A 20225-nucleotide genomic window follows, 5' to 3' on the forward strand; every position below is an offset into this window, starting at 1 on the left:
GATTAGGGACACCGGTTCACATCCGATTGACCTGTTCCCTACGTTTGATAATCCGCGAGAACCCAATGCAACCGCTACCGATATCCCCCCTAGAGCGCGAGGATGTCTTCGTCAGTGGAGACGTAACCATTCATGCCAATGCGGCGATCGCTCCAGGAGTTGTTTTACAAGCGGGACCGGACGAGCGCATCGTCATTGCAGATGGAGTTTGTCTGGGGTTAGGTGTTGTGATTCATGCTCACAAGGGCAATATTTGTATTAAGGCGGGAGCCAACTTAGGGGCTGGCGTTTTGATGATCGGAGCTTGTACCGTTGGCCCGTATGCCAGTATTGGAGCCGCTTCGACAATTATTAATCAAGATATTGCGGCCGATGATGTGGTCGCGGCGGGGACGGTTTTGGGCGATCGCAGTCGCTCTCAGGAGGCCAGCCACCAGGAGACCCCTGCACCTCAGCCCCCCGCTTCAGAGATGCCCTCTCCCTGGGATGGGGAATCGTCTGAGTCGTCCGTAACCCGCGAAGACCCGGAGTCAAAAGCTCCCCAGCCCGATTCAGAGACTGACGGCGAGGCATCCGCATCGGCGTCCACTGAGTCACCCTCCGAGCCGCAAGAGACGACTTCCCCTGACTCTAACCCTGACCCATCCGTCCAAGCATCAGAGGTCGCTGTCGACTCCAATCCCGCTGTCGTCAAGCGACTGATTTATGGACAAGTTCGTCTGAATCAGATGTTAACAACTCTGTTTCCTCATGCTCAGCATTTGAAATCCCCTTCTAACCCCAACCCCGCTCATCCCTCAGAGTCATCCTAGGGGATAAAATCCAGAATTTTGACGACGATTTGACCCTGAGCTATCTAAATATCTAGGACGCTCCCGGCGATCGATTCCCATATCCTGATTTAGGTCAATCCCTCTACCTGACTCCTGTCGTTTCCCAGGCAGGGGGGGAGGGCATTGCCTTTTTTTTTCTTCAACATCTGTCAGATTTCTTTACATCGAGACAGGCATTAGTCAAACTAATCAGCCTCCCCAAAAATTGCAATGGGGATAGCCCGAAAAATCAGTCAACTCTTAAAAAAAAAGGATCCGATCCGTGATAGGATCTCTTTTGGTAAGGAAACATTCAATCCGAACTGTTGGCTTCATAAACTTCCCACGTCAAGCGCGCAAAATTAACGCGAGAAAAAAATTCGACTGCGTTTCCGAAACGAAGCGTCGGCCGAGTTGAGCCTTTCGCCGACGTTGTTGGTTGTCTGGGTACTGGTTCCTAACCCAGCACTGACTCGCGCAAGCGGGAAGTGACCTCAACCGATCTCACCGCCGATCGCACTCATGCCACTCGTCTATCGGGTCTTGCATGGGTGCAAACAATCCAGACATTAGAGACGACATCCTGTCGTGGCAGTCTTGAGAAGGAAGCGTGCAGATAGTTGTTAATTATACGAAACCCTGATACCCAAGGAGAAAGCGAGGAATATGGTACAAGCGAAAGCTGGATATAAAGCAGGTGTGCAGGACTACCGCCTGACCTACTACACCCCTGACTACACCCCCAAAGACACCGACCTGTTGGCATGTTTCCGCATGAGTCCCCAACCCGGTGTTCCGGCAGAAGAAGCCGCTGCCGCTGTTGCTGCTGAATCGTCCACCGGAACCTGGACTACGGTGTGGACCGACGGACTGACTGACCTCGATCGCTACAAAGGTCGTTGCTACGATATCGAGTCCGTCCCTGGCGAAGACAACCAGTACTTCTGCTTCGTCGCCTACCCGATGGATCTGTTTGAAGAAGGCTCTGTCACCAACATCCTCACCTCCATCGTTGGGAACGTCTTTGGGTTCAAAGCCCTCAAAGCTCTGCGCTTAGAAGATATCCGCTTCCCGGTTGCCCTGGTTAAAACCTTCCAAGGTCCCCCCCACGGCATCACCGTTGAGCGGGACAAATTGAACAAATACGGTCGTCCTCTGCTCGGTTGCACCATTAAACCGAAATTGGGCCTGTCCGCTAAAAACTACGGTCGCGCCGTCTATGAATGTCTGCGCGGTGGTTTGGACTTCACCAAAGACGACGAAAACATCAACTCTCAGCCGTTCATGCGCTGGCGCGATCGCTTCTTGTTCGTTCAAGAAGCCATCGAGAAATCTCAGGCTGAAACCAACGAAATCAAAGGTCACTACCTCAACGTGACCGCTCCTACCGTTGAGGAGATGATGAAACGGGCCGAATTCGCCAAAGAAATCGGCACCCCCATTATCATGCACGACTTCCTCACCGGTGGCTTCACCGCCAACACCACCCTGGCTCGTTGGTGCCGTGACAACGGAGTGCTGCTGCACATTCACCGTGCCATGCACGCCGTCATCGACCGTCAGAAAATCCACGGGATTCACTTCCGGGTTCTGGCAAAATGTCTGCGCCTGTCTGGTGGTGACCACCTCCACTCCGGTACCGTCGTCGGTAAACTCGAAGGGGAAAAAGGCATCACCATGGGCTTCGTTGACCTGATGCGTGAAGACTTCGTCGAAGAAGATCGCTCTCGCGGTATCTTCTTCACCCAAGACTGGGCTTCCCTGCCTGGGGTTATGCCTGTGGCATCCGGTGGGATTCACGTCTGGCACATGCCCGCATTGCTGGAAATCTTCGGCGATGACTCCTGCTTACAGTTCGGTGGTGGAACCCTCGGACACCCCTGGGGTAACGCGCCTGGTGCAACCGCCAACCGTGTGGCTCTCGAAGCTTGTGTTCAAGCCCGTAACGAAGGTCGTGACCTCATGCGTGAAGGTGGCGACATCATCCGCGAAGCTGCTAAATGGTCTCCTGACTTGGCCGTGGCTTGCGAACTTTGGAAAGAAATCAAGTTCGAGTATGAAGCGGTTGATACTCTCTAATCCCGCTTAAGTTGCTAGTGGTAAGAGCGACCCGTTACTTAAGGAGCGCTCATGACCACTAGTCCAACTCTGCCAAGGCGTTTCGGGAAGGATAAAGCCTAGATGTATCCGAAAAAAGTCGCCAACGATACGGCCAAGGTGCTGCAAAGTTACCTGACCTATCAAGCGGTTCGGACGATTATCGAGCAGCTTTCAGAAACCAATCCTTCCCTGGCCCTTTGGCTCAGTGAGTATTCTTCGGGGAATCGCGTTCAGGATGGTGAGGCGTATTTACAGGGCTTGATGCAGGAGAATAAAGAACTCATGCTACGAGTCTTGACGGTGCGCGCTCATCTGGCGGAGTCGATTTTGGAGTTGTTGCCGAGTATGGTGATGGCCCAAATTGAGCAGTCCAACACAGACCACCGCCGCCAACTCCTAGAACGCCTGACCCGAACGGCTGAACCTAGCTCACCTTCCCCTGCTTCAACTTCGCGAGACGACTCACCGCCTCCGGAGTCTGAGAGTCGGGATGTCCCTGATTAAGATCATTTGTCACAGAACAAGGAGTCATTTCTGATGAAAACCCTGCCTAAAGAGCGTCGTTACGAAACTCTGTCCTATCTTCCCCCTCTGACTGACCAACAAATCGTCAGCCAGATCCAATATATGTTCGACCAAGGTTTCATTCCTGCGGTTGAATTTGAGGAAAATCCTCTACCCACTGACCACCACTGGACTATGTGGAAACTGCCTCTGTTCTCCGCCTCCACGCCTCAGGATGTGCTGAGTGAAGTTCGTGAGTGCCGTTCTGAGTACTCCAACTGCTACATCCGCGTGGTGGGTTTCGACAACATCAAACAGTGCCAAACGGTGAGCTTCATCGTTTACAAACCCGGCCAAGGCATCGGTCGCTACTAAGTTACATGTCCTCTCATCGAGATGGAATTTTGCTGAGAGGATAATGGGCTAAGACCCCGCCTTAACGTCAATTGCCCCCCGACCATCATTTGGGTTTAGGGGGCTTTTTCTCATGAAGAACTTTGACCTAATTCTGTATTATGGCAATTAGGAGGTATAGATAGGACAAAAACTATGTAGGGGCAATCCCTGGTCACTGAGCGATAGTCGAAGTGGTGGTTGCCCTTTTCCGGCAAAGATTGTCCTCACCGAACCTTCGCTTGCTATACCAAAAGCGTCAAGCCACTTGGAGTGTGCTGGGTTCGGGAATCATTTGACCTTCTGCCTGCCAAGCTTCCAAGTACATTTCTATGACTTCTTCACCGTTATGAATTGCTTCTTCACGAGTTTTTCCGTGAGTGCAAGGCATCACGACAAGATCAGCAAATTCGGGAATTGTGACCAAGAAAAGCTGATCTTCATCAGACCACTGAACAATCATACTGTATCGATTCATGAATCCCCGTCCTCTCTTAACTCTGCAAGTGCAGTAAGTAATTTTTCTAGTTGTTTTTCTAGGTAGAGTGGCACATCATCTCCATCCTTGCCTGGAATAGTCAGTGTTTTTCCGATCAAAGGATGTCGCCAACGTTCATGGCTACCCTTGCCACGCTTGGGCAAGTAAACAAATCCTTCATGGGCAACCTGAGCTTTCAACTCTCGAATCTTCCTGGGCATGGATATTGTCTTAGTGTTCTACCCTCTTTTCTCACTTTCCTTCCTTTCAAGGCACTGTTACACTGTTGATGGTAAATATACTCATGGAAGATTAGCCACTGAACTAGCATTCCCCGTTAGGGTTGCAGGGAGAGGATGTCAACTAACGGTTTAGTTAGGCTTTGACTGGGGTTTAGGAGAAAGGTATGAAAAGAACTTGACCCTCATATTCTTTAGGTTCACTAGAACCAATCAATAGTTCTAAATCATTTCGTCAGTTAGAAGGGGCATTTTATCTCGGTTCTTTTTGTGACTGACGAGTAAGCAAGCGCTGCCTCAGATCGACTAGGTTATGCCTTTGAGTAAGTTCTTGTCTGAGTTGCTGGGCTTTTTGATTGCGCTGCTCTAAATAATTGTCGATTTCCTGACGATGGTTTAGATAATAAGCGATCGCACTGTATATGTCTTCTAAATGAAGAACTGAATACTGAATAGCGATCTCTTCAGGAGTGGAGCCATTATGGTATGCAGCGAGTAGACTATCTAGAGTCACTCGGCTCGAACCAATACGGATACCCCCCGCTTCATCCCAGCGTAGAAGAGGAGAGGTTGCTTGGAATTTTCCTGGGGTGCTCATTAGGGACATATTGCACCTGAGTTGAACTTTACACCAATATTTTAGCAATAAGCCTAGTGCATGGCTTGAACGCAACGTTGATCACCCCTTTAAGCAATAGTGCCCTCCTCGGTACGTAAACGAGCAGCGATCGCATCTTGCTCATCAGCCGGCAAAGTTTTCAATTCGGCGATCCCACGCTCAAGCAACTCAGTCATTGCTACTTCACCCAAAACTTTGTGCCCATTCTATCGATGATAGCGGCTCTCAGGCAGATTGAGCATAGCCCGATCGCGCTCTTGGAAAGCGGGTAAACCTCCCTGATCCTACCAATGTTGTTGAAAAGTAGGCATTGTCTCCAAAAACATCACATTCCCAGCTTGATAAGATTTAACGATTGCGTTGTGCCGCTGTCGCTAACACGCTGCTAGCAGTACCTCTTCTACAGGCTTTGGCACTTCAATCGGGTAAAACCGATTTGCAGAAAAAGCGTAATCCTCACCGCTCTCATCAATGACTCGAACCAGCCCGTTTTTGCTTGCTTCCTCATCAACAATCACTCGGTATATTTTGCCAACTTCCAATGATGCTTTATAGCCTTCATTATTCAGGCATACCGCGAACTGATTTGATCGGACTTGCTCGGTTTTCATAGTCAATCTAGAAACGGTAGCTTGAGCTTGAACTCTTTTTTGCTGACCCCATGAGCCTCATACCAGTGGATCTCCGCTAACCGTATCATACCGTTTGGAAGCTGAACTTGGGCAATACCCTTCAACTTTCTCCACTTCCCTTGACCATATTGCTTCCGCAATCGTGCTCGATCACGAATTCCTGTTCCTGTGGCAATCACCTCAACCTTGGTGATATCGCTAATAATCTCGAAGTCCACGCCAGAGCAACCGGAAAAGTGCTCTTTGATACTAGCGCATTTTGATCTCTGCTACGGCAGGCATTTCAACATCTGCCACTGACCGTAACTAAAGCGGCATAATGCCTCACATCACAGGCAGTAAAAAGCAGAGCGAGGAACGAGCGGCGCTTTTTGCTGTCCGAGTACATGTGATTGTTATGTGTTTCGTGATCAAACGACAGTCTTTCCATCGAGAGCTTAGGTCTTCAAGATTTCCTCTACAACACGCCTAGCGCTTTGAGTTGCGTTGTGTACTGCGCCCCAATCCTCTTCTTGCGTGTACGAGTCCCCCGCAAAATATAACTTATGGTCGATAGTACTGGAAAGAGCATTCGAAATACTCGACGGTGCGATATCCGCTAGGTATGCCGATTGAATAAATGGCTCATCATCCCAATTCTGCACGACATGATCTATATAATTTTGAGAGGCTTTACCATCGAAAACTTGGTTTAACTCGTTAAGAATGTATTCGAGTTGAACTTCTTGCGAAACCAATTGATACTGCTTTGCTTGCTGACCCACGGCGAAAAGCCCAAGCACATTGAATGATGTGTCCTGGGCGTATGCGGCATCAAAATAGGCACGTTGACCAGTACTTGTTTCACTATCAGGAAAGGTTAGGTAAGTCGGATAAAATCTTTCAGAGAAGCGTATAAACACTTTGATCCCCCCCCAAAGCGGAGCCTCTTGGATAGCATCCATTTTGCTATATGGCAGGGACGGGCTAAAACTAATAACCTCATTTTGTAATATTTTCAACGGCACCGTGACAATGACTTTGTCAGCTTCGTAAAGCAATCCATTATGGTCAGTGACAATAATTTTGTCTCCTGTATAGTCAATTGACACTACCTGAGCGTTAAAAGTTATTTGTGACTGGATACTCGGGGCAACATATTCTTCAAAAAAATCAAACCAGGTGGAGTTTATAAATTTTTTATCTTCAAAGTCACTGCCAAATGCGTCAGAAATTGGCGAAAGGTTTAGAAATCCATTCTCAAAATACCCAACTTGCTCTTGACCTGTATAACCTTGAAGCTCAATAGAGTTTTCCCATGACGATGCCTTTAATATCTTCGTTAATTCGTTTTCTGAGACATGTAACCATTCCGCCCCTAGCGGGATAGGAAAATCGGCAAATGTGGTCGTGCGTTTCATCCTGCCACCATATGTGGAGGATGCCTCCAGCATCTGGAAGCTTATGCCGTTCTGATTAAGCAAATATCCAGCAGCCAGCCCAGCCGCACCCGCACCAATAATAAGCACAGACCCAGAAAAATTTGACGGTGTGGAGACCGAGCTACTGTCGCTCTTGCATGACGTTAGAGATACAGATATCCCTAGCAACCCACACATTTTAATAAATTCTCTTCGATTCACCTCACACCTCCGTTTTAGATGCTAATGGCAACATTGATGTTCGCAACAATGGAGTTGCGTTTAATTATACACATAACTATTGATTAGGCAGCGATCAGCAGCCCAACACACCTAAGATTTGGGGAGCTGAAGTCTCCATAACCAAGCCTCGGCAGGACTTTGGCACATCAATATTGAGATGTCAAAAATGGCTAGATCTAGCATATACAAAACTTCATATTTCACTAAAACCCTTAACTGGTAAGGGTTTTAGTCCTTAAAAAGTGAATGTTATACAGAATCAAGCAGATATGCACTTTAGCCCTAAAGGGGTATAAGCCTTTGCTGACAAGAGTTATAGTGCGAAAGTAACGGAGTGTTATGCTGCATCTGTTTCCATGGAATCCCTGCCCTCAGATCCTCCCAAGCGAAAACTGTTAGATCAAGTCCGCGATGCCATCAGACTAAAACACTATAGCTACCGCACTGAACAACGATTGCGTTGTGCTGCTGTCGCTAACACGCTGCTAGCAGTACCTCTTCTACAGGCTTTGGCACTTCAATCGGGTAAAACCGATTTGCAGAAAAAGCGTAATCCTCACCGCTCTCATCAATGACTCGAACCAGCCCGTTTTTGCTTGCTTCCTCATCAACAATCACTCGGTATATTTTGCCAACTTCCAATGATGCTTTATAGCCTTCATTATTCAGGCATACCGCGAACTGATTTGATCGGACTTGCTCGGTTTTCATAGTCAATCTAGAAACGGTAGCTTGAGCTTGAACTCTTTTTTGCCGACCCCATGAGCCTCATACCAGTGGATCTCCGCTAACCGTAGCATACCGTTTGGAAGCTGAACTTGGGCAATACCCTTCAACTTTCTCCACTTCCCTCAACCATATTGCTTCCGCAATCGTACCCGATCACGAATTCCTGTTCCTGTGGCAATCACCTCAACCTTTGTGATATCGCTAATAATCTCGAAGTCCACGCCAGAGCAACCGGAAAAGTGCTCTTTGATACTAGCGCATTTTGATCTCTGCTACGGCAGGCATTTCAACATCTGCTACCGACCGTAACTAAAGCGGCATAACGACTGAGTTCAGCGACGGTAGATACCTAGGCATCACCACTGACCGTCTCTATTCCGCGGCATCACCACTGACCGTCTCTATTCCGCCGCTGCAACAATTTGTTATGCTGCGCCGCGATCGCCTAGACTAAGGGTTTTGAATCAATTCTTGAACTAAAGATTCAGCACCTTTATTCATCTTCTCCTCATCTTCGTGCCTTAGTCGTGAATAAAGCCAGTCCAGAATTAGCGGACTGCGCCGACGGTTATCAAAGATCTGCGTTTGCAGACTATACGATTCTCTCTCAAGATCTTGCGGAGTATACCTTTTATTGATTATTTCCTGGACAAGTGCTTCTGCGTTTTCTCTTAACCGATCCAATCTGACAGCAGCTTCATTATGTTCAGTGTATTGGCGCAATCCAAAAACAAAGGCAGGAATTAATGGAACTAGAACAGCTAATAGAAACTTTTCAAGAGTTAATCCCCCAATTAAGCCAATTAGAAGAACAATAACGGCTAGAAAAAATAGGACGAAAACTATCCACTTAGAATAACGCCGACGCAATTGAGCATCCAGGGCAAACGCATCAAAACTGGTATCAAAAGATACAGATAAAAGTCACTAAGGGTTGCCATAGCCCTAACAGACTCACTCGTTTCCCTCGTTTCCCTCGTTTCTTCGTCTGTTCTTGCCGTTTCTGTTCTCCCTTGAAGTAATAGCTGTAGCTGGCGGCACTCCACAAACAGCATCCCGATTCGTCCGTGTAGAGTGAGTCAATCTCTCCAGCAGCGGCAGCGAGTTCGAGCATTTCCAGGTCGTTTGGCTTAGCTAGGCGCTTTTGGGGGTCTTGTCGTTGTTGATGGCTTATTCGGGTCCGCTTCCAAATGACCCCCTTTTTTTGAGGATCTGACACAGATACTCAGGACTCAGGTTCATTTGTCGTTCGCGGCGCAGTTTTTCCGCCAGTTGCTCGCTGTTATAGGTTCTTGGGTCATTTCTGAGGCAGTTTTCTAGATCTTCGATGTCTTCTTCATTCCAAGTTTTTTTCCGTCCCCGTCCTTGGGCTTCCCACAGTCCCCCTAATCCCTTATCTATCCAAGTCTTGAGAGTTTTCCTCACCGTCTTGACCGTTGGGTGCAGGTGCTCGGCTATCTGTTCGACATACCACCCTTGGTGGCTCAGACGAACGGCTTCGGCTCGGTCTTTGACTCGCTGACTCACCGTCGTTGCCTTCCTCATCTCCCAGAGCGTTCTTTCTTCTTCGCGGTTGAGAAACACTCTCAGTCGGGCTCCCATACCTCTGACTCCTTTCTGGGGAAACACTTTATAATCTGTAATATACCTCCTTTTTTTGGTATGACCTGCTTATCTACTTTTTCCAGGGTTATAGCTGATTGATAAGTTGCTTTGCTAAGCTTTCTGCTGAGGATAATGTATTGATGACGGTTTCAACATCGTCTGAGTCAAAAGATCTACTAAATGTATTGGTTTTACTTGAAACCAGGAAGTACAGCCGTATTTTCTTATAACTCCAAAATAGGAAGTGTGATTTCTTACTGGAAACTTTCACAGACAAAGTATCACTAACCTCACCGCGCAAGACGAAATCTTCTGAAAATTCTCCCGAATACCTCTTTTGCTCAAGAAGTTTCATCTTCTGGTGTGCTTTTCTAAGATCGTTTACCAATTTGGAAACTCTAGAACTAGGTACAACTGCTATTCCAGGATTATATCTTCCATCAGGACCTGAAATAGAAAAGCGAATGTACCAGCTACTTTTTTGTGCAGCATCGCGATAAGCAATCAACGATGCTCTAATATTTGGTAATTCCAGATCTTGCTCAAGCTGTCTAGGGTTCATGTTAGCAATTCAACACGCACATACATAGTGTTCCCCAATTGAATCTTAAAAATAGAACGTTTAAGCCAATCTCATAAACCAAGGCTTTGCGGTCTAACGGTTCGGGTCAGCGGTTGCTGAGGTCTTTGCATCCAACCCAAGCGGCTTCGGTCAATCCACTGCACCCGAATTGTTATGCCGTGTAGCTAACTGTATTAACGATCGCCTTGATCTAACTCAAGAATACTACGTTGTCTTTGCTCATTCATAAATCTTTTAAACTCCATGTGTTTTGTAGATAACTCAGGATCTCTTTCCTGATACGAAGACGCATAACTTCTAGACTTTTTCTTAACTTTTACAAATGAAGGCATTTTCTTGAGCTTCGCTTGGCGAGTGAAAACAAAATGTGTAGATCTTATTCTTCCCTTACCCTCCTTTTCAGTTGATAAAATACCGCTCTCATACTGATGTAAATTTATGTTTTTATATCTTTCGTATAATCGCCTTACGTGAGCTTCATTTTGTTGTGAATAAAATCCTATTACTGAATCTGAATTGATCACCTGGAAAGAATTCAAGATTTCAATATCTTCATCTTTTGAAACGCAAGTTACCAAGCTTTTTTGTCCATACTTATACACTTTTGGATCATAGAAACAAAGTGTTATTTTGGGAGACAAAGGAAGGAAAATTTGCAGTCCAAGTGCAGTAATGCTTGTGACTCCAGGATATTCCAAATCCCGATAAAGCCAATTGTAGATGAATACAGGATGATCAGATATGTAAAACTCTGACGCAGTTTCATTTTTAATAATGTGATACCTCAAATCTCTTAAGATTATGGCATCAATCACTCCTTGAACAGTAATTAGAGATGCTAACCGATCTTGGCAAAAGTTCAAGCGTCCGGCACTTGCTTCTTCTGGATCAAACCCGTTCAAGCTTAAAAGTTCGCGCACCGTTGACTCAAGGTGTGAATTTACAAATCCACTTGCTCTTTCACTTGCCTCAGGTGTTCTACAAAAAAGGGATAAAACGAATCTGTGTAAAGTCAAAACATCTTCGTCAACTATATTAAAGTCTCCATCAACAATTTTGTCTAATATTTTTGAAGCTGGACCTTCTACTTCTTCAGCCATGAAGGTTTCAACTTCATTGTCCCTGCCATAAAAATAATTCTGTGAAAAAACCTCCTTAACTGACTGGTTATATCTCACAACAGACCTTTCTATATCAAATACATTTATCTTTTTCCCTTTCCTTGCATCACAGCCAAAATGCTTAAGCAAGCATTGGGGAACGTAATGTTGGTTCTTAGTTATTTGCTTACTCATCAACTCTTTTCAGGTAATACACAAAGGGCTGACTGCCAACAAACAGCCTTAACATACATCCTAACCAAAGACCAAGCGGCATAACTATTGATTAGGCAGCGATCAGCAGCCCAACACACCTAAGATTTGGGGAGCTGAACCCTCCATAACTAAGCCTCCGCAGGATTTTAGCACATCAATATTGAGATGTCAAAAATTGCTAGATCTAGCATATACAAAACCTCATAGTTCACCAAAACCCTTAACTGGCAAGGATTTCAGTTCTTAAAAAGGTAAATGTTATACGGAATCAAGCAGATATGCACCTTAGCCTTAAAGGGCTACAAGTCTTTGCTGCCAAGAGTTATAGTGCTAAAGGAACAGAGTGTTATGCTGCATCTGTTTCCATGGAATCCCTGCCCCCAGATCCTCCCAAGCGAAAACTGTTAGATCAAGTCCGCGATGCCATCAGACTAAAACACTATAGCTACCACAGATCCTCCCAAGCGAAAACTGTTAGATCAAGTCCGCGATGCCATCAGACTAAAACACTATAGCTACCGCACTGAACAAAGCTATGTAGCCTGGATTCGTCGCTATATCCTTTTTCATAACAAACGCCACCCTAAAGATATGGGGTCACTAGAGGTTGAGACCTTCCTGACCCATCTTGCAGTTACAGAAGATGTATACAAGGACTTTAAAGACCTGGCTGATAAGATTGCTAGTCGAACTGAACTAGTATTACCCAACTCTCAACTAACTCTTGAACCAGAATTAAAGTAGTTCAAAATGTATTGAAAGATTGGGATGTCGGTTTGACGATGAAGTTGTGCGGCGGCAGATAACCTTGAATTCCCAACGATAACGTTTATTCCGTCCGCACGCACCAACGAGGTGTTAGGAGGCTGACAAGAGCAACCGACCTACTCTGAAATCAAAGTTTTGGGAGTGACGGCAAACTCTAGCTGTGAACGATAGAAGCAAACATTGAACTCCATAAAAAAGTTCACTTGTCCCAGGATAAGCGGGACATTGGTCGCCTGTGTCCAGGCGAATACCAGTTGCACAGGCTCGAACTGTCCAAAAACCGCTTGGGCAAGCACGACACGCGCTTCATATTGAGCCAAATTGCCTGTCAAGCTTAATGCAGTAGACTGTCTCTCCCATTCGTACCCAATCTCGATCCCCAGAGAATAGGGCAATACATTTACACTTGCCCCAGTATCCAGTAAACCTGTTGTAGCGATAGTCTTCTCTTGATGACCCAGGGTAAAAGGCAGATATGGATGAAAACTGGCTTCTCCTAATGCCGGATCACCGGAAAGGAATGGATACCGCTCAGCATTATTCATGATCTGAAGCTTTGGCAGATTGTAGAACCTTTAACATCGTATCCGCTGCTTCGTCTGCACCATAGGGCGACCACACTGAATAAGCTTGCTCAGGTTTAATAAGGTCGGTTTCCTGTTGGGCAAGCTCGGAGATAAGAAGCTGCATGACGTAAAACTTGTCTGAACGGCTCAACTCTCTCAAGGTTGATATTAATTCTAATGAAACCATAAAAAGCTCTCTGAGTAGATTTGGATTCTAATCATTCTTAGAATACTTCTACATGGTATCAAGCAACTTTACAAATACCACTTTAATTCTAAGAATTCTCGACTCAACTAAATGAAGGTTCTGGTGCGGGGGGTAGCAATCCTGCAATTTGATTGACAGCGCTATCGATCAGCCAAATAACATCAAGTTTTAGCTCTGGTCTTGTCCGTTCAATAAACTGATGCCAGGTCAAAAATTGAATATCGATTTTTGGCAATTTACTTAATCCTATTGAAACACCAGGGTCAAGTGCTTCCTTCGCAATAAAAATCCCTCTGACATTATACGTCTTCAAGAATCCGTCAAGATAGTTATGATACAGTTGAATTCGAGCCAGGTGATCCATGTCTGCGCGCAAACTTGGACGCATTATTTCAACTACTATTAACTGATTGCCTTTACGAAAAACTAGATCAGCGGATGTTTGTAATTCTTTCCGATGACGGTCAATTTTCCCATCTAGCTTTTCGATTACCGTCTGAAGTGATTGATTCTTCGCTACCGGCTCCCAACCATAACCAAAAAATTCAGGATGCTTGAAAAGATGGTTCTGAACTTTTGTTTCTAGGAAAGAATGCTCCACTTGGTATTGGAGATGATTCCATCCGTACAGGTGCCGCCAATATTCAAGAATCTGAGCAATGCCGTAATGATTGCCATGAACTAGAATTTCCAATCTCACTCCTCCCTATACGTTACTTAGAGCCTAGGTCTTAGCACATGCATTCTATTTTTTGCCGGAGACAGCTTAAGATTCCACCGTAGCTAGCGTATAAATCTACCTAACTATTTACTAGACGGCAACTGTTAAAATAGCTCACCCTGGAGGGTGTTGTCAAGCACTGGCGGTCTAACTCGGACATTATGGGTGCTATTCCGCACATGCGGTCTAACACCCGTTTTGGTCGTCTTCTAGCGCAAGTCCTGTCATGGAAGTGCCTCAACCGCCCAAACGTCTCGATCACGTGCGCCAAGCCATCCGCTTCCGGCATCTCACTCGCAAAACCGACAAGTCATATCTCCATGACGAAAAATTTATGACGAAAATTCACTACCTAGTTTTCGTGTTGCATCCGAAAGCATGGCTGCCCAACGTTCTGGTTGAGCGGCTTCCGACCATTTTTGCTACGCCACCGACCAATTTTTCCAGTCCACTCCAACCGAGTTTTTAGACTGTGTTAACTTTGCTCAGTTCGATAAAACCACCCTCGAATACCTGCACCGTCAGCTGATAGCCTTCCATCAGTAACATTCCAATCAGGGGATCTGAGTCAGCCTCATCAACCGGGATAGTCAACGGAGCCACAAACTGAAAGTGGAATAATCGGCTCAAAATCACGGACAATTCCAGAGATCATACAGATTGCTTCGTTCGCCCGCCGAATCGCCGTACATGACGAGAACCAACACGAATAATCCAGATTTGAGCATCTGGGTAACGGGCTTCAAGGCGATTGCAGGCAGCAACTTCACTTTCATCCACCTCAAAGGCTCCAGTTTCGATGTCGATCGCAACAATCTTGCCATGATTGCCTTCCTCGACTTGCGATCGCACCTGAGATTCATAGATCTCATCACCACGGCGAGCAAATTCCTCTTTGCTGTAACGGGATTGTCGAACTGTCATTAGTATGACCTACTCTTAACTTTTGCTGTTTCAAGTATAGCTTGAGGTATCCCCACCATAAATCGAATCGGTTGATTGACGACGGGGATAACGCTACCACCTTTGTTGTTTACCCTTCTTAGACTGAACGTTTACACTATCAAAAACCCTCAAAAATGACCTTGTTAAGATTGCGATCGCACAAACGCCTGATGTTCCGAAGATTGCAGCCCCAGTTGTAGCGTATTAAGCACAGCCGCCAGATTATTTTGCAACAGTTGCGGCCGATTCAGCCATAACCCCGGAAAAACACGACTACGGAGAATCCCCTCATCATCCGGGGTAATAGACTGATAAACACCTTCTTCAAGATAAAACCAATCCAGTTGTTCATCAAAGATTTGCCAAACCAGATATTCCTGAACCCCATTGCGTCGATACACCCGTTTTTTGTCCCCTAAATCGATCGCCGCACTACTGGCTGCAATTTCAACCACCAATTCCGGGGAACCTTGAATATACCCTTCTTGATTCAGTTGAGAACTCCCCCCAGGCATTAGCAACACGCCATCGGGTTGAAACTCATTGTCGGAGTCGAGGCGAACGGTGGGTTCAATCCCCATTTCCGTAGGTGGGGTTGCCATCTTATAGGTCCACAGCAATCCCATCAAATCGGCGTGAGGCTTAGCATGAGTGGTAAACCGTAGCGGCGAGGCCATATACACAACTCCTTCAACTAATTCGGCTTTCTGATGAGGAGGCATCGCCGCGTAACGTCGCTCAAATTCTCCGTAGCTGAGGCGATCGCCGTTTTCTAAGGGTGGATAAGTCTGACTCTGAAGTACCATGGTGGTTCTGAAGTCCTAGACTGGGGACGATTCTATTATGGCAACTGAGTCGTCTAGGCCAAGAGAACATTAGGCGTGAACGGTTCATAATCCTGACCCTTTCCCGAAATCCGGTATAGTTGGGAAGGCGCAGACTGTGCCGAAGTGTTATCGAGTTAAAGGGTTCAGCCGTGGCGATCATTGCAATTGCCAGTCCGAAAGGGGGCGTAGGAAAAACCACCTCCACTATCGCACTGGGCGGATTACTTGCCCAAACCCAGAGATGTCTTGCGATTGACCTAGATCCACAGGGCAATCTGACCATGGGATTTGGCATTGAGATGGAAAAAGAACAAATCGGCAGTTACGACGTGATGACGCGTCAGGAAACCCCCGCAGAACCGATTTTAGAGACGTATATCGGCCTGGATATTTTGCCCACCGATAGCACCCTGGCGAAGGCTGAAAACGAAATTTCTGAAGATCCCAAACGCTTCTTTATCCTTAAAGAACAGTTACAAACACTTCAAGGTCGCTACACCAACATTCTCATCGACTGTCCCCCCAATTTAGGGTTGCTGACACTTAACGCCCTGGCGGCAGCGGATGCGGTGTTGGTTCCGGTGCAATGTCACTATTATTCCTTGCGGGGACTCGATCGCCTCTTTGATGAAATCTCCGATATCCGCAAAACCTATAATTTGCGACTGCGACTGCTGGGGGTGTTGCCGACGATGGCGGAAAATACCCTGATGACGCGGCGAGTCTTGGATGAACTGAAGAAACGGCATCATCAGGTGACGATTTTCAAGCCAGTTCCCAAATCCATCCAATTCGCCGAAGCCAGTTTTGTCGGCCAACCCATCCACCGCTTCAGCCGCAACCGCAAACTGATTGAACCCTATGAACGGGTGATTCGGGCGATCGCCCCTGACACCAATCAGCCTCCTAACGAGCATCTGCTTTAACAAATCCTCGGTAACTGTTCCCCACTCAATAGATCTACCGTTCGTAGGGACCCAATCTCACTCATCATGGTAACGGGGGGAGTTGTGGTGTCTGTGACGACGCCAATCTCAGCGGCCCCCTCTCCTAAACTCTCTAACGCCGCCTGGACTTGATTGGGGGGAACAATCGCGATAAAGCGGCCCTCATTGGCTAGATAGAGGGGGTCAAAGCCGAGAATTTCACAGGCCCCCTGGACATCATCGCGGACGGCGATCGCCCTCTCCTCCAGGCGAATCCCCAATTTGGCGGCCACGGCAATCTCATTCAAGGCACTGGCCAAGCCACCTCGGGTTAAATCCCGCAGACAATGTACCTCAATCCCCGCCTCCAACAGGGCCAACACCTCCGCCGCCACGGGGGCCGAATCACTTTCAATGACTGTCTCGAACATTAACCCCTCCCGCACCGCCATAATGGCAATGCCATGACGGCCAATGTCACCATTTACTAACACCACGTCTCCCACCTGGACTTGGCTGGGGGAAATGGTGCGATCGCCCGCCACAACCCCCACTCCAGCGGTATTAATAAAGATGCCATCTCCCTTCCCGCGATCGACGACCTTCGTGTCTCCTGTAACAATCTGTACCCCTGCTTTCTCAGCCGCCGCCGCCATGGATTGCACCACTTGCCAGAGAATCGACATGGGGAGGCCTTCCTCCAAAATGAACCCCGCCGTTAGGTATTGAGGCCGGGCCCCCGCCATAGCCAAATCATTGACTGTGCCATAGACGGCCATCGACCCAATATCGCCACCGGGGAAGAACAGGGGATGAACCACATAAGAATCGGTGGTTAAGGCGATGCGATCACCCTCTAGGTTCAACGTCGCCGCATCATGTTGCACCTGATCCGCAGAGCCAAACGCGGGCAGAAAGACCTGATTAATCAGGTGTTGCATCAACCGTCCCCCTCCTCCATGGGCCAATAAAACATGGGGATATTGCTGAATTGGCAGGGGACAGGACCCGGATGTGACGTCAAAATCACTCATCTTCTTAATAAATTTTTATATACAAATCTTATTTATCGTAACAAATAAATTGGGAGGATTTTTGTAAATTAACTTAAGTTTTAGTTGATTTTCTTCCATATACTGCTCACAATAGATGCAGTTCTAGTCGTTACGTTCAAGGAAGAAAAACAACCAATGTGTTACTTAAGGCAATCTTAAAGATTTCCTAATCTTTCCGTTAAAAAACAGTAGCACAGATAGCTGATTTATACATCCAACCCTGAGGGCGATCGCGCCAAGACTCGAACCTACGCTCCATTTGCTCCCGAGCGCGATCGCCCCACTCCCACCGCAACCTGAGGAAACACGAATGACTGCCACCCGTACCTCACCCCCAGCGAAATCTACCGAAAAAGCCAAAACCCAAGACGGCAAACCCGATAAACGCTTCAAAGTTCTAGACATCACAATGAAGCGCAACCAATATCGACAGGATGCGCTCATCGAAATCCTCCACAAAGCCCAAGAAGCCTTTGGTTTTCTTGAAGAAGATGTCCTAAGCTACATTGCCCATAAATTGCAACTGCCCCTCTCCCAAGTCTACGGCGTTGCCACCTTCTACCATCTCTTTTCCCTCAAACCCAGCGGGGCCCATACCTGCGTCGTCTGTTTGGGAACCGCCTGCTACGTCAAAGGCGGCGGCGACATCCTCAAAGCCGTCGAAGAGGATGTGGGTATCGCCGCCGGGGAAACCACCGAAGACGGGCAAGTATCCATCGTCACCGCTCGTTGCATTGGTGCCTGTGGCATTGCCCCAGCCGTTGTCTATGACGGCAAAGTCGCCGGCCAGCAAACCCCCGAACAAACCTGCGATCGCATTCATGGCTGGAAACAAGCAGACAGCTAACCCCACCTCCCCAGCCAGTACGACATCCTTAATGATTAACCGCCATGGAACGAGCTGAACTCCTCGAACAGGCTACCGTAGCCAAACAAGCCCAAAAACGCATCCGCATCCATTGTTGCACCTCCACCGGTTGCCAAGCCTCCCAATCCCTCGACGTTAAAAAACAACTCGACAACGCCATCAAAACCCACAACCTCGGCGATACCGTTGAAGCCGTTGGCGTCGGCTGCATGGGTTTCTGTGGCCAAGGGCCGATGGTGGAAATCGAAGACGCCGACTCCCCCGCAGAGAAAAAACACTATCAAAAAGTCACCCCCGAACAAGCCGAAAGCATCATCGGCAGTCTCAACGGTTCCGGCGAGGCCGATGCCATCGAAGGAGATCCCAACCATCCCTTCTTTAGCCGTCAACTCCTCATCGTCCGCGAACATAGCGGCCGCATCGATCCCGAACGCATCGACGAATATCTAGCCGTCGGCGGCTACCAAGCCCTGCATCACGCCATCTATGAAATGTCCCCGGCTGACGTGGTGCAAGAAATCACCCAATCCGGACTGCGGGGACGAGGGGGTGCAGGCTATCCCACCGGCTTAAAATGGGCCACCGTCGCCAAAATGCCCCCCGGACAGAAATACATCATCTGTAACGCCGACGAGGGAGATCCTGGGGCGTTTATGGATCGCAGTGTCCTCGAAAGTGACCCCCACCGTATTTTAGAAGGGATGGCGATCGCCGGCTACGCCGTTGGCGCAACCCAAGGCTACATCTACGTTCGCGCCGAATATCCCCTAGCCATCACCCGCCTGCAAAAAGCCATCCAGCAAGCCAAACGCAAACATTGCCTCGGGGCGCAAATCTTCGACTCCCCCGTAGACTTCACCATCGAAATTCGCGTCGGTGCCGGGGCCTTCGTTTGTGGCGAAGAAACCGCCCTCATCGCCTCCGTCGAAGGCGGACGAGGCAACCCTCGCCCCCGCCCCCCCTATCCCGCCGTCTCAGGATTACACGGCTGTCCGACGCTCATCAACAACGTGGAAACCCTGGGCAACATCTCCCCCATCATCCGCAATGGGGCCGAGTGGTTCGCCGGCATTGGCACCGAACGCAGCAAAGGCACTAAAATCTTCTCCCTCACCGGCAAAATCCGCAACAACGGACTGATTGAAGTTCCCATGGGCATTACCCTCCGAGAAATTGTCGAAGAGATGGGAGGCGGCGTTCCTGGTGCTAATAACGTCAAAGCCATTCAAACCGGTGGCCCCTCCGGCGGTTGCATTCCCGATCGCGAACTCGACACCCCCGTCGATTATGACTCCCTGCGGGAACTCGGGTCGATGATGGGGTCAGGAGGCATGGTGGTCATGGACGACGACACCAGCATGGTACAAGTCGCCCAGTTTTACATGGAATTTTGCCGAGGCGAAACCTGTGGCAAGTGCATCCCCTGTCGCGCCGGAACCGTACAGATGTATCAACTTCTCACCAAACTCCTAGACGAGAAAGCCACGAAACGGGACTTAGATCGACTCAAAGAACTCTGCGGCATGGTTCAAGCCACCAGTCTCTGTGGCTTAGGCCAAACCGCCCCCAACCCCGTCCTCAGCACCCTCCATTACTTTGAACAAGAGTACCTAGACCTCCTACAACCCGATCCCATCACCGTCGCCGCCGCTAACAGAGGCTAACCCTCCTGGGAGCCTACTGCCTAA

Annotated in this window: 23 protein-coding genes and 1 pseudogene; 8 read left to right on the top strand and 16 right to left on the bottom strand. The window is 48.0% G+C overall.

What is annotated here, in order from left to right:
* Positions 1-65: 65 nt before the first annotated feature.
* The 4 genes from ccmN (at position 66) to L855_RS09375 (ending at position 3791) form a co-directional block, all read left to right on the top strand.
* Positions 66-812, top strand: coding sequence for a beta-carboxysome scaffolding protein CcmN (gene ccmN / locus L855_RS09360; RefSeq protein WP_159787213.1), 747 nt, complete (start codon positions 66-68; stop codon positions 810-812).
* A gap of 666 nt (positions 813-1478) precedes the next feature.
* A complete protein-coding gene (locus tag L855_RS09365) occupies positions 1479-2891 on the top strand; it encodes a form I ribulose bisphosphate carboxylase large subunit (protein WP_159787216.1) in 1413 nt (470 codons plus the stop codon).
* A 102-nt stretch (positions 2892-2993) separates the two neighbouring features.
* Positions 2994-3416, top strand: a complete 423-nt coding sequence (rcbX, locus tag L855_RS09370; RefSeq protein ID WP_159787219.1) for a RuBisCO chaperone RbcX — start codon at positions 2994-2996, stop codon at positions 3414-3416.
* A gap of 33 nt (positions 3417-3449) precedes the next feature.
* Complete coding sequence (locus L855_RS09375; protein ID WP_159787222.1) at positions 3450-3791, top strand: ribulose bisphosphate carboxylase small subunit; 342 nt, start codon at positions 3450-3452, stop codon at positions 3789-3791.
* A 277-nt stretch (positions 3792-4068) separates the two neighbouring features.
* Here L855_RS09375 and L855_RS09380 read toward each other — a convergent pair whose 3' ends face one another.
* From L855_RS09380 to L855_RS09440, 10 genes and pseudogenes are all read right to left on the bottom strand, one after another.
* Positions 4069-4287: a type II toxin-antitoxin system HicB family antitoxin gene (locus L855_RS09380; RefSeq protein WP_159787225.1), complete on the bottom strand. Its 219-nt coding sequence runs from the start codon at positions 4285-4287 to the stop codon at positions 4069-4071.
* The gene (locus L855_RS09385) at positions 4284-4508 is read right to left on the bottom strand and encodes a type II toxin-antitoxin system HicA family toxin (protein WP_159787228.1); all 225 of its coding nucleotides are present in this window, start codon (positions 4506-4508) and stop codon (positions 4284-4286) included. Before L855_RS09385 ends, L855_RS09380 begins: the two co-directional genes overlap by 4 nt.
* Before the next feature lie 271 nt (positions 4509-4779).
* The gene (locus tag L855_RS09390) at positions 4780-5124 is read right to left on the bottom strand and encodes a DUF433 domain-containing protein (RefSeq protein ID WP_246198782.1); all 345 of its coding nucleotides are present in this window, start codon (positions 5122-5124) and stop codon (positions 4780-4782) included.
* Between the two features lie 395 nt (positions 5125-5519).
* Positions 5520-5756 (bottom strand): hypothetical protein, encoded by a 237-nt coding sequence (locus L855_RS09395; RefSeq protein ID WP_159787234.1) that lies wholly within the window; start codon positions 5754-5756, stop codon positions 5520-5522.
* Positions 5757-6214: 458 nt separating this feature from the next.
* A complete protein-coding gene (locus L855_RS09405; RefSeq protein WP_219729899.1) occupies positions 6215-7285 on the bottom strand; it encodes a flavin monoamine oxidase family protein in 1071 nt (356 codons plus the stop codon).
* Between the two features lie 609 nt (positions 7286-7894).
* On the bottom strand, positions 7895-8131 hold the full coding sequence (locus L855_RS09410) for a hypothetical protein (protein WP_159787234.1): 237 nt from the start codon (positions 8129-8131) through the stop codon (positions 7895-7897).
* 468 nt (positions 8132-8599) lie between these two features.
* Positions 8600-9031: an S-4TM family putative pore-forming effector gene (locus tag L855_RS09420; RefSeq protein WP_343039357.1), complete on the bottom strand. Its 432-nt coding sequence runs from the start codon at positions 9029-9031 to the stop codon at positions 8600-8602.
* A 34-nt stretch (positions 9032-9065) separates the two neighbouring features.
* A pseudogene (locus L855_RS21805) lies at positions 9066-9751 on the bottom strand (helix-turn-helix domain-containing protein); the annotation flags it as partial.
* Between the two features lie 88 nt (positions 9752-9839).
* Positions 9840-10316 (bottom strand): hypothetical protein, encoded by a 477-nt coding sequence (locus L855_RS09435; RefSeq protein ID WP_159787249.1) that lies wholly within the window; start codon positions 10314-10316, stop codon positions 9840-9842.
* A 194-nt stretch (positions 10317-10510) separates the two neighbouring features.
* Complete coding sequence (locus L855_RS09440) at positions 10511-11632, bottom strand: DUF4238 domain-containing protein (protein ID WP_159787252.1); 1122 nt, start codon at positions 11630-11632, stop codon at positions 10511-10513.
* Positions 11633-12124: 492 nt separating this feature from the next.
* Between L855_RS09440 and L855_RS22800 the strand changes: the two genes are divergently transcribed.
* On the top strand, positions 12125-12397 hold the full coding sequence (locus L855_RS22800; protein ID WP_425500604.1) for a phage integrase N-terminal SAM-like domain-containing protein: 273 nt from the start codon (positions 12125-12127) through the stop codon (positions 12395-12397).
* Between the two features lie 140 nt (positions 12398-12537).
* Here L855_RS22800 and L855_RS09450 read toward each other — a convergent pair whose 3' ends face one another.
* From L855_RS09450 to L855_RS09470, 5 genes are all read right to left on the bottom strand, one after another.
* Positions 12538-12966 carry an aspartyl protease family protein gene (locus L855_RS09450; RefSeq protein ID WP_159787255.1) on the bottom strand — a complete coding sequence of 143 codons (429 nt, stop codon included), beginning with the start codon at positions 12964-12966 and terminating at the stop codon, positions 12538-12540.
* A complete protein-coding gene (locus L855_RS09455) occupies positions 12959-13174 on the bottom strand; it encodes a hypothetical protein (protein ID WP_159787258.1) in 216 nt (71 codons plus the stop codon). The genes L855_RS09450 and L855_RS09455 overlap by 8 nt, the downstream gene beginning before the upstream one ends.
* A 103-nt stretch (positions 13175-13277) precedes the next feature.
* Positions 13278-13889, bottom strand: coding sequence for a hypothetical protein (locus L855_RS09460; protein WP_159787261.1), 612 nt, complete (start codon positions 13887-13889; stop codon positions 13278-13280).
* 678 nt (positions 13890-14567) lie between these two features.
* Positions 14568-14840: a hypothetical protein gene (locus tag L855_RS09465; protein ID WP_159787264.1), complete on the bottom strand. Its 273-nt coding sequence runs from the start codon at positions 14838-14840 to the stop codon at positions 14568-14570.
* A 164-nt stretch (positions 14841-15004) separates the two neighbouring features.
* Positions 15005-15667 (bottom strand): Uma2 family endonuclease, encoded by a 663-nt coding sequence (locus L855_RS09470; protein ID WP_159787267.1) that lies wholly within the window; start codon positions 15665-15667, stop codon positions 15005-15007.
* A gap of 170 nt (positions 15668-15837) precedes the next feature.
* On the opposite strand from L855_RS09470, the gene L855_RS09475 reads away from it, so the two are divergent.
* Positions 15838-16614 carry a ParA family protein gene (locus tag L855_RS09475; protein ID WP_246198783.1) on the top strand — a complete coding sequence of 259 codons (777 nt, stop codon included), beginning with the start codon at positions 15838-15840 and terminating at the stop codon, positions 16612-16614.
* On the opposite strand, the gene hypE is transcribed toward L855_RS09475, so the two are convergent.
* A complete protein-coding gene (hypE, locus tag L855_RS09480) occupies positions 16611-17648 on the bottom strand; it encodes a hydrogenase expression/formation protein HypE (protein WP_192925019.1) in 1038 nt (345 codons plus the stop codon). The two genes, L855_RS09475 and hypE, sit on opposite strands and share 4 nt — an antisense overlap.
* Positions 17649-17979: 331 nt before the next feature.
* On the opposite strand from hypE, the gene hoxE reads away from it, so the two are divergent.
* Together hoxE and L855_RS09490 are read left to right on the top strand one after the other, a co-directional pair.
* Positions 17980-18516: a bidirectional hydrogenase complex protein HoxE gene (hoxE, locus tag L855_RS09485; protein WP_159787270.1), complete on the top strand. Its 537-nt coding sequence runs from the start codon at positions 17980-17982 to the stop codon at positions 18514-18516.
* 44 nt (positions 18517-18560) lie between these two features.
* On the top strand, positions 18561-20201 hold the full coding sequence (locus L855_RS09490; protein WP_159787273.1) for a NuoF family protein: 1641 nt from the start codon (positions 18561-18563) through the stop codon (positions 20199-20201).
* Positions 20202-20225: the final 24 nt, after the last annotated feature.

The sequence above is a fragment of the Sodalinema gerasimenkoae IPPAS B-353 genome, from assembly GCF_009846485.1.
GTDB lineage: Bacteria > Cyanobacteriota > Cyanobacteriia > Cyanobacteriales > Geitlerinemataceae > Sodalinema > Sodalinema gerasimenkoae.

Coding starts and splice junctions, on each gene's coding strand:
- ccmN (WP_159787213.1), top strand. CDS start 66: ATGCAACCGCTACCGATATCCCCCCTAGAGCGCGAGGATGTCTTCGTC.
- L855_RS09365 (WP_159787216.1), top strand. CDS start 1,479: ATGGTACAAGCGAAAGCTGGATATAAAGCAGGTGTGCAGGACTACCGC.
- rcbX (WP_159787219.1), top strand. CDS start 2,994: ATGTATCCGAAAAAAGTCGCCAACGATACGGCCAAGGTGCTGCAAAGT.
- L855_RS09375 (WP_159787222.1), top strand. CDS start 3,450: ATGAAAACCCTGCCTAAAGAGCGTCGTTACGAAACTCTGTCCTATCTT.
- L855_RS09380 (WP_159787225.1), bottom strand. CDS start 4,287: ATGAATCGATACAGTATGATTGTTCAGTGGTCTGATGAAGATCAGCTT.
- L855_RS09385 (WP_159787228.1), bottom strand. CDS start 4,508: ATGCCCAGGAAGATTCGAGAGTTGAAAGCTCAGGTTGCCCATGAAGGA.
- L855_RS09390 (WP_246198782.1), bottom strand. CDS start 5,124: ATGAGCACCCCAGGAAAATTCCAAGCAACCTCTCCTCTTCTACGCTGG.
- L855_RS09395 (WP_159787234.1), bottom strand. CDS start 5,756: ATGAAAACCGAGCAAGTCCGATCAAATCAGTTCGCGGTATGCCTGAAT.
- L855_RS09410 (WP_159787234.1), bottom strand. CDS start 8,131: ATGAAAACCGAGCAAGTCCGATCAAATCAGTTCGCGGTATGCCTGAAT.
- L855_RS09435 (WP_159787249.1), bottom strand. CDS start 10,316: ATGAACCCTAGACAGCTTGAGCAAGATCTGGAATTACCAAATATTAGA.
- L855_RS09440 (WP_159787252.1), bottom strand. CDS start 11,632: ATGAGTAAGCAAATAACTAAGAACCAACATTACGTTCCCCAATGCTTG.
- L855_RS09450 (WP_159787255.1), bottom strand. CDS start 12,966: ATGAATAATGCTGAGCGGTATCCATTCCTTTCCGGTGATCCGGCATTA.
- L855_RS09455 (WP_159787258.1), bottom strand. CDS start 13,174: ATGGTTTCATTAGAATTAATATCAACCTTGAGAGAGTTGAGCCGTTCA.
- L855_RS09465 (WP_159787264.1), bottom strand. CDS start 14,840: ATGACAGTTCGACAATCCCGTTACAGCAAAGAGGAATTTGCTCGCCGT.
- L855_RS09470 (WP_159787267.1), bottom strand. CDS start 15,667: ATGGTACTTCAGAGTCAGACTTATCCACCCTTAGAAAACGGCGATCGC.
- hypE (WP_192925019.1), bottom strand. CDS start 17,648: ATGAGTGATTTTGACGTCACATCCGGGTCCTGTCCCCTGCCAATTCAG.
- hoxE (WP_159787270.1), top strand. CDS start 17,980: ATGACTGCCACCCGTACCTCACCCCCAGCGAAATCTACCGAAAAAGCC.
- L855_RS09490 (WP_159787273.1), top strand. CDS start 18,561: ATGGAACGAGCTGAACTCCTCGAACAGGCTACCGTAGCCAAACAAGCC.